The organism is Sessilibacter sp. MAH1 (assembly GCF_054658315.1).
This window is the reverse complement of the sequence record NZ_BAAGIC010000031.1, coordinates 1-7,671: the sequence shown is the minus strand read 5'-3', so window position 1 is coordinate 7,671 and position 7,671 is coordinate 1. Positions and strand designations below refer to the sequence as shown.

Sequence of the window (7,671 nt, the reverse complement as noted above, 5' to 3'; positions counted from 1 at the left end):
ACCAGCTGAAGTTGAGAAAGCATTTAAATGATAAAAACCTCCTACAGGGTGGTATGAAAATAATTGACCACTACAGGTTTTGATTAATTAAATATGCGGCATCACCACCACTGAGAGATATGCCCGTGTGTCCACCTTCAGTTTCATCGTAAGGGTGTGTGTGAAAAATCCCAACAGCCTGGGTGTCATCAGGAACATTTAAGTCAGAGGAAAAACTTCCTCGATCCCCCGCACCTTTATTAATTAATTGTATTTTCCCCTTAATTGAAACTAAAGTTCCTCCGTGCTCTTGGCTTATTCCTTTCGGAAAGCTTTTCTTCCACAACTCCATAAATGCAGGGTTTAGATTAGAGAAGTCTACTCTTTTTGGCGCACTCTCTGGAGTTAACGGTAATTGACGATTTTTCCCCTCTTTACAACTTAAACCAAACGGATCAACCCACGTGATTGGATTAGGAACATATTGGTAATTATTAATCCCACCCAATAATCCAATCGGGTCTTGTTGGGTAAATTGCCCAGTGTTGGGGTTGTAGTATCTGTGGCGGTTGTAGTGTAAGCCGGTCTCTTGGTCGAAGTATTGTCCTTGGAAGCGTAGGTTGTTTTCGATTGTTTCTACGGTTTTTAAAGCGAGGTTACCGTAGGTTTTGTATTGGGCGCTCCATACGATGCTGCCGTCGTTGGCGGTAAGTTCTTGTGGTGTGCCTAGGTGATCGAGATGGTAATGGTAGATTTCGTCGTTTTGGATTTGCGCCAGTGGTTTGAAACTGTTGGGCTCAAAGACGTAGATTTTTGCGTTTAATAATTCTTTTTGTTCTGCGTTCTTCCCATACTGGGTTTCGCTTAACAGTACGTCGCCATTCCACAGAAATTGGGTTTCTGTGTCTGCACTGATTTTTTTGGTTCTGCGGCCTAAAGCATCGTATTGGTAGTGGGTTTTAGTGCCATTGCTGTTTACTTCCACCAGTTGGTTTTGCGCGTTGTAACGGAATTCGGTGACCAGCTTGCCGTTTTTGCCTCTCGCTTCTTTGATTAAGTTACCGCGCGAGTCGTAGGTGAAGTGTCTATCACCTTGAAAGGCTAGACGATTGCCTTTGGTTTGTTTTTCGGCTTTTTGTTCGCGAGCTTTATCGAGTGAAACAATGTTGCTGTTTGCAAATTCTTGAGCACTTTCTGTGGTTTGATTGGAGTTTTCTTTGGCTCGATTTGGGTTTTGTTGCGCTTGCTCGGCTTTCGGTTGTTCGCTTTGCTGGATAAGGTTATTAGCCGGATCGAAGTCGAATTGTTCGTTCACAAAGCCTTCGACTTGTTTTAGGCGCTCAAGCGCGTCGTAAAAGTATTGGGTGCTGCCTTTGTTAAGGTCGTCGATACTCTCTAAATTACCCGCTTGCGGGTAGCGATAGTTGCGCTGGATAACGGCGTGTTTTTGCGCTTGGCTAAGTACGCGATGTTCCGACGAGCGGCCCATGGCGTCGTATCGGTATTCGGTTTTAATACCGTAATTATCACCTTTTCATATTTGTTGTTATGTTATATTTTTTTCCCATTTTACTTCATTGAAGAAATTAGTAATTGAATAGCATGCTACTTTCCTTTGTCAGCACTCAACCTTGTTTTTTCGGTACCTCTACCACACCTTTTTTATATTCATCTAATACCGAAAAAAATTCAGGAAAAATATCTAATAAGCATTTTTCACAAATCGAAACCAATCCTTCATCAAGCTGATCGAAAATACCCTCATATATCGCTTCCTCTTCATCAAAATCCTCATCTTGTTCAAACTTTCGAAGTTGCGGATCGAAATAGATAGTGGCTTTATTTTGCATACCTATCTTTTCAGCACAGTCTTTACATAGAAGGTAAGTAATATAACTCGTGCCTACCTGTGACAGCTCTTCCAGCACTAATCTAAACTCTAATAACTTCAGATCACAAACACTTTGCTTTATATGAATACACGCAGGAATATGGTTTATTTTACCGTGCTGTCTACACAACCATTGAGCCATATCAACTAACCTTTCGAGTCATAAGATTTAGATTCCTTTTCGATACTTTTCATGTATCTTCTTGTAGATAAGCCTACAGGTGAGGTTTTCGGAGCTGGTTTACCTCCGGCATTCAATACATCAAAAACATGAGTCAAGCAGCTTTGTGTTTCCACGCAATACATAGGTGTATCAAGCCTATCAGGATCATAGCCAGCACGATCCAAAGCGCCATAACCTTGATCCACCAGGTCGCGTTGATATTTTTGAGATGCTTCAGCGTCAGCTAATTTTACTTTATATACGGCAAGAAGAGGCATTTCTGCGTCAAGAGGGTTGAACTCCATATCTAGAGTTCTTTCTCCTTCACTTCCTATCTGCTCTGTACCAAACTTTTTTCCATCAAATTCGGTAACAATTGTGAAATGAGGGCTAGTTGGCCCCTCATAATGATAGATATATGCGAAGCCTTCCTTACAGGTCAAACCAAAAGGATCAATCCACCCAATCGGATTCAGCGCATATTGGTAGTTATTTAATCCTCCCAATAACCCAACGGGGTCTTGTTGGGTAAATTGCCCAGTGTTGGGGTTGTAGTATCTGTGGCGGTTGTAGTGTAAGCCTGTTTCTTGGTCGAAGTATTGGCCTTGGAACCGTATATTATTTTCGATTGTTTCTACGGCTTTTAAGGCGAGGTTACCGTAGGTTTTGTACTGGGCGCTCCATACGATGCTGCCGTCGTTGGCGGTAAGTTCTTGGGGTGTGCCTAGGTGATCTAGGTGGTAGTGATAAATCTCATTGTTTTGGATTTGCGCTAATGGTTTGAAGCTGTTGGGCTCAAAGACGTAGATTTTTGGTTGATTGTCGTTTTGAGTTTCAGCAAGTAATACATCGCCATTCCATAGAAATTGGGTTTCTGTGTCTGCACTGATTTTTTTGGTTCTACGGCCCAAGGCGTCGTATTGGTATCGGGTTTTAGTACCGCAATGATCAATTTCGATTAATTGGTTTTGGGCGTTGTAGGTAAAGCTTGTGACTAGCTTGCCGTTTTTGCCTCTCGCTTCTTTGATTAAATTTCCGCGTTGGTCGTAGGTGAAGTGTCTGTCACCTTGAAAGGCGAGCCGGTTGCCTTTGGTTTGTTTTTCGGCTTTTTGTTCGCGGGCTTTATCGAGTGAAACAACGTTGCTATTTGCAAATTCTTGAGAATTTTCTGTAGTTTGATTTGGATTTTGTTGAGCTTGCTCGGCTTTGGGTTGTTCGCTCTGCTGGATAAGGTTATTAGCCGGATCGAAGTCGAATTGTTCGTTCACAAAGCCTTCGACTTGTTTTAGGCGATCAAGCGCGTCGTAAAAGTATTGGGTGCTGCCTTTGTTAAGGTCGTCGATGCTCTCTAGATTACCCGCTTGGGTATAGCGATAGTTGCGCTGGATAACGGCGTGTTTTTGCGCTTGGCTGAGGACGCGATGTTCCGACAAGCGGCCCATGGCGTCGTAGTCGTATTCGCTGGTGAGTTCGCCTTGTTTACGCTCGGCAATTTGGCCTAATTTGTTGTGTTTTAGTTGGGTAATCAGTTGGTCGTTAAACGAGGCCGACTGTAATTGACCAATGTTATTAAACCGATACTTTAGGGTATCGCCACTGGGCAGTGTGGTTTGGGTGCGTAAACCCAAACTGTTGTAGCTATGGCGTAAAACCTGTTCGCCTTGGTGTTCTTCAATCAAACGGCCGCTGGCGTTGTAGTGGAAACGCAGTTGTTGGGAGGCGTTGTTGGCCTGAGCTAGACGACCATGATTGTCGTAGGCAAAGGCGGTTACTTCGCCATCGGGACTGAGTTTTTCAAGTAAGCGACCCAACGCATCGCGTTTAAATTGAGTGGTGTTGAGCTTGGCTTGATGACTGTTGTTGTGGTCGCCTTCGATGTGTGCGACTAAGAATCCAACTGTTTTCGATGATCGAAATTCTCATCGGTTTCGTGATCATCACCACACATAAAAGCACAACGCGCACAGCGAACCATCTAGTGGTAAAACGGTGTATCGTCGATTGAGACTTGTTCGGAGCGAGGTTTAGTAATGGTTTGGGGTTATGAGATGAGTTTGAAGTAAAGTCAAATTTATGGATGTCCTTTATTATGCTCCTCTGTATGCAGCCTAAAAATAGAGCTCTACGTTTTCGCTTTACTATTTTAGTGATAATTAAAGCACAAGACTTAATCCTCATACCTTTACACATCCCGTTTAACTTCTAGATCTTATAAAGTGGCTACAAAATTTCGAGATTTCAATGTATGTTGATGTTGATCTCAAAAAGATAATTCGAGTCTTTTTTGTGTGTAAAACTTACCTCTTTATTATTTATCAAATAGCTTTCCTGAACTAAATTAACCCCTGGAATAACTGAAAAATCGTACGGTTTTATTTCTGGCGTATCTATAAAGTCACCACTAGAAACTTTGCTATTTGAAGAAAAACGTAACGATATTAATGTTATTTCATCGGAGTTGTTGGGCTTTCTAGCTTCTAGTGTATATTTGTTTATTAAACCACTACAGTTTTGTATTGGGCGCTCCAAACAATGTCTCCACGATTGTTGGTGAGTTCTTGTGGTGTGCCTAGGTGATCGAGATGGTAATGGTAGATTTCGTTGTTTTGGATTTGCGCCAGCGGTTTGAAGCTGTTGGGCTCAAAGACGTAGATTTTTGCGTTTAATAATTCTTTTTGCTCTGCGTTCTTCTCATACTGGGTTTCGCTTAACAGTACGTCGCCATTCCACAGAAATTGGGTTTCTGTGTCTGCACTGATTTTTTTGGTTCTGCGGCCCAAGGCGTCGTATTGGTATTGGGTTTTAGTACCGCAATGATCAATTTCGATTAATTGGTTCTGGGCGTTGTAACGGAATTCGGTGATGAGTTTGCCGTTTTTGCCTCTCGCTTCTTTGATTAAATTTCCGCGCGAGTCGTAGGTGAAGTGTCTGTCACCTTGGAAGGCGAGGCGGTTGCCTTTGGCTTGTTTTTCCGCTTTTTGTTCTCGGGCTTTATCCAGAGATACGACGTTGTTGTTTGCAAATTCTTGGGCACTTTCTGTGGTTTGATTGGAGTTTTCTGTGGCTTGATTGGAATTTTGTTGAGCCTGCTCAGCTTTGGGTTGTTCGCTCTGCTGGATAAGGTTGTTGGCTGGATCGAAGTCGAATTGTTCGTTAACAAAGCCTTCGACTTGTTTTAGGCGATCAAGCGCGTCGTAAAAGTATTGGGTGCTGCCTTTGTTAAGGTCGTCGATACTCTCTAAATTGCCTGCTTGGGTGTAGCGATAGTTGCGCTGGATAACGGCGTGTTTTTGCGCTTGGCTGAGTACGCGATGTTCCGACAAACGACCCATGGCGTCGTAGTCGTATTCGCTGGTGAGTTCGCCTTGTTTACGCTCGGCAATTTGGCCTGAATTATTGTGTTTTAGTTGGGTAATCAGTTGGTCGTTAAACGAGGCCGACTGTAATTGACCAATGTTATTAAACCGATACTTTAGGGTATCGCCACTGGGCAGGGTGGTTTGGGTGCGTAAACCCAAACTGTTGTAGCTATGGCGTAAAACCTGTTCGCCTTGATGTTCTTCAATCAAACGGCCGCTGGCATTGTAGCGGAAACGCAGTTGTTGCGAGGCGTTGTTGGCCTGAGCTAGACGACCATGCTTATCGTAGGCAAAGGTGGTTACTTCGCCATCGGGACTGAGTTTTTCAAGTAAGCGACCCAACGCATCGCGTTTAAATTGGGTGGTGTTGAGCTTGACTTGATGACTGTTGTTGTGGTCGCCTTCGATGTGTGCGACTAAGAATCCAGCGGCGTCGTATTGATAGGCTTGTACGCGGCCATCAAAGCCAATTTCTTTGGTAAGGCGTTCGTTGCCGTCGTATTCCAGCTGGTAGCGTTCGCCGTTTTCGTTGGATAGGCACTATTGATTGTGTTTTAATGACGGTAAATGTTTAATTGATATTAAAGTATAAAAATTACTGCGTTTATTTAGTAACTGGAATACCACTATAAAAACTAACTAACTCATCTGCTAGATAGTAGAAATAATGATTATATTTAATTGATTTAATCCATCTATAAGGTATGCAAGTCTCGCCGTAATAAGCTCCAGCAATTTGCCCGTATATAGCTCCTATAGTATCCGAATCTCCGGCGAGGTTTACTGCTCGGATCATACCTTTCTCGAAGGAGTCGGTAGTGCCAAAAGCCCACAACGCGGCTTCTAAGCTGTCTTTAACATAACCCGTTGATTTTATTTCTTCTCTTTTCTTAATTAGATAGTTACTACGTATTAATTCAACTATCACCTCTGATAATGGGTAATAACTCCAATAATCTTTACTTGGCTCATAAATATCATTGAGTAAAACATCTTTTTTTACTCCAACCAACGCACCCAGAATCAAAGCTGCAAAATACCGACAAGCATCAACAGCAACTTGGTTTCCATGCGTAGTTTTAGAGCTGAGACCAGCATTTAATATTCCTTCTGAAGGGATAGAAGCAAAGAATAAAGGAACAGGAGCAAGCCTCATAAGAGAACCATTACCAGCTGACCGCTCATCTTCGGAGCCAGAAAATGGGTTTCCCGTTTGTTCAAATAATTCTATTGCAGTAGAGGTCGTATTCCCAATATCAAAACAACTCCCGTTAGAACTAAACAACCCGTCCCGATACCATTTTTGATAAAGCTGCATTTGGTTTTTGGGATCAAACGCTTTTTTATCGAGTAGGCTGTATGCTAAGCACAACGCCATACTTGTATCGTCGGTCCATTCACCTTTTTTAAGATTAAATACTCCACCACCGGTAATTTCTGTATGGGACTCCTCTTCCTTTCGGGTTTTAAATTCTAAAGTAGTACCTAAAGCGTCCCCAATGGCGAGCCCCAATAAACAACCACGGAAACGATCTGCTAAAATAGAACTATTCTTACCTAATGATGATTGAAAAGCTCTTATTTCATGAGAGTTAGATTCGATAGCCGAATAAGAAGACCTATATTCGAAATACCTTAACAACCATTCATTCTTAGTTGCGTAACCTTCGCTGTATTTTTCTGATAGGGGAGGTATATTAATTTTTCGTATTCCTTTAATTAGATACAGTCAAAAATTATCCAAGAAAAAATCTGCTTTATATTAGTGTTCAGCTTAAACTTGAGCGCTGTTCTTATTGTATTTATGGAAAAAATTTGGTGCGCAAAATAAATAAAGCAACTTAATTAAAATATAAATTTGCATTTATTATATGATAAACTAGTAACGGTTAGATTATCTCAGACGAGTAAAATATATTACTTGGCAATACCCATCGCACCTCATCAACACTATCAATTATATTTTCTATATCTAGATTTACTTGGTCATAAACCTCACCAAAACATTTAGGGCATACTCCTTTCATTGTTTTCTTTAGATTATTTAGTGGTTCAATAATTGTCTAATATTTACCGTTGAAAGTATTCTTTTCTTCATCATCAAGTTCCGAACACTTCCTCAATATAGAGTCACAATATCTGTTTTATAAAAAGCACTCATAGAAAATAGGAACCGCTTCAGAAAGTTTATCCCTAGTACTATGTAGTGGTTTAATAATCTCGTACCAGCTTGTAGGGTAAACTGCCCCAAACAAAGGAACCTACAAATGGCCTATAAA

5 protein-coding genes are annotated in these 7,671 nt (G+C 41.6%); all 5 read right to left on the bottom strand.

What is annotated here, in order from left to right; translation table 11 throughout:
• Nucleotides 1–70: 70 nt before the first annotated feature.
• Nucleotides 71–1,468 carry an RHS repeat domain-containing protein gene (locus ACYQ28_RS18665; RefSeq protein ID WP_460052794.1) on the bottom strand — a complete coding sequence of 466 codons (1,398 nt, stop codon included), beginning with the start codon at nt 1,466–1,468 and terminating at the stop codon, nt 71–73.
• Nucleotides 1,469–1,604: 136 nt separating this feature from the next.
• Complete coding sequence (locus tag ACYQ28_RS18660; protein ID WP_460052796.1) at nt 1,605–2,012, bottom strand: hypothetical protein; 408 nt, start codon at nt 2,010–2,012, stop codon at nt 1,605–1,607.
• A gap of 5 nt (nt 2,013–2,017) precedes the next feature.
• Nucleotides 2,018–3,844, bottom strand: coding sequence for an RHS repeat domain-containing protein (locus tag ACYQ28_RS18655; RefSeq protein ID WP_460052799.1), 1,827 nt, complete (start codon nt 3,842–3,844; stop codon nt 2,018–2,020).
• A gap of 684 nt (nt 3,845–4,528) precedes the next feature.
• Nucleotides 4,529–5,734, bottom strand: a complete 1,206-nt coding sequence (locus ACYQ28_RS18650) for an RHS repeat domain-containing protein (RefSeq protein ID WP_460052802.1) — start codon at nt 5,732–5,734, stop codon at nt 4,529–4,531.
• 262 nt (nt 5,735–5,996) lie between these two features.
• Entirely contained in the window at nt 5,997–7,034 is a 1,038-nt protein-coding gene (locus ACYQ28_RS18645; RefSeq protein ID WP_460052805.1) for an ADP-ribosylglycohydrolase family protein, read from the bottom strand.
• Between the last annotated feature and the right edge of the window lie 637 nt (nt 7,035–7,671).